Annotated in this window: 1 protein-coding gene; it reads right to left on the bottom strand. The window is 63.2% G+C overall.

Annotated elements, in window-relative coordinates:
- Position 1 precedes the first annotated feature (1 nt).
- Positions 2-1,441 carry an IS1182 family transposase gene (locus AC1D34_RS37525; protein WP_476827024.1) on the bottom strand — a complete coding sequence of 480 codons (1,440 nt, stop codon included), beginning with the start codon at positions 1,439-1,441 and terminating at the stop codon, positions 2-4.
- Between the last annotated feature and the right edge of the window lie 62 nt (positions 1,442-1,503).

Genomic DNA, 1,503 nt, shown 5'->3' with positions numbered 1-1,503 from the left:
TTCAGGTCCGCATCGCCAGAATGAGCGGCCCAGCGCCAAGGATGGCGATCACTCTCTTCAGATTGTAGGCCAGGACGTGGAGGCTCATCTCCGTACTGACGTTTTTGAGGGACTTGGTCTTGAAGTGGGTCGCTCCCATCCAGGCCTTTAAGGTTCCGAAGGGGTGTTCGACGGTGGCTCGGCGGATGCGCATGCTCTTGGGCGCGCGATCCAGCCGTTCCTGCATGGCCTCGATCACCGCCTCATGCTCCCAGCGGGTGAYCCGTCGCTCGACGCTCGGTGTGCACTGGGGCTTTAAGCGGCAGCTCTGACAGCTGGCGCGGTCCCAGTAGCGATGCAGGGTCAGGCCCTTCTCCACCGTCGTCATGTGGCGGGGCAGCAGCGCCCCCGATGGGCAGCGGTAGACGTCCTGCTCGGGCAGGTAGGCGAAGTCCTGCTTGCCGAACCGGCCGTCGGCCTTGGCGCCGGAAGTCAGGGGCTTGGGCATGAGGGGCGTCACGCCGATAGCCTCGCAGGCCAGGATCTCCTCGCCGGCGAAGTAGCCGCGATCGGCCAGCACGTCGAGCGTTTCGACGCCCATTTCGGCCTTGGCTTGGCCGGCCATKCCCGAGAGTTGACCGCGGTCGTGGCCGRTGTTGGTGACCTCGTGCGCGACGATCAGGTGGTGAGTGATGTCCACCGCCGTCTGCACGTTGTAGCCGACCATCCCCGTGCCCTTGCCGTTGGTGGCCATCGCCCGCGCATCCGGATCGGTCAGAGATATCTGCTGGTCCGGCGCGGCATGCACCTCAGMCTCCAGGGCCTTGAAGGCTTTCATCTGCTCCTTGAGGGCGGCGATCTTGTCTTTCAACCGCACCGTCTTGGCCTGGGCCAGTTCGCCATCATGTCGATCGGCCGTCTCCAGCGCCGACATGTAACGCTCGAKGCTGGCCTCCACCTGCTCCATCCGACGCTGGATCGAGGCRCGCGTAAAGTTCTTGTCGCGCGTGTTCACCGCCTTGAACTTGCTGCCGTCGATGGCCACGATCGCGTGGGTGAAGAGATCCAGCCGGCGACACAAAGTGATGAACTGCCGGCAAGCCGCCCGGATCGCCGAGCCGTTGTCCTTCCTGAAGTCGGCGATGGTCTTGAAGTCCGGCGCCAGCCGTCCCGTCAGCCACATCAGCTCGATGTTGCGCTGCGCCTCGCGCTCCAACCGACGGCTCGATTGCACCTGGTTGATGTAGCCGTAGACGTAGATCTTTAGCAGCACGCCCGGATGGTAGCTCGGACGGCCCGTCGCCTCGGGAACCACGCCTTCAAAACCCAGTTGGCCCAGGTCCAATTCATCAACGAAGACGTCGATCACCCGAACCGGATTGTTCTCCGACACGTAGTCGTCAAGATACTCGGGAAGCAGGACACCCTGCCGACGGTCTTCACTCTCAACGAAGCGCTTCATCTAAGCTCCCGGAGCATCACCTCCAGGAATCCTAGCCGACTCGGCTCTTTTCACACAGCCTC

This window comes from Allobosea sp. P1_A7 (genome assembly GCF_056406775.1).
Note: the sequence above shows the minus strand (reverse complement) of the source record. Positions and strands in the feature narration are given on the sequence as shown.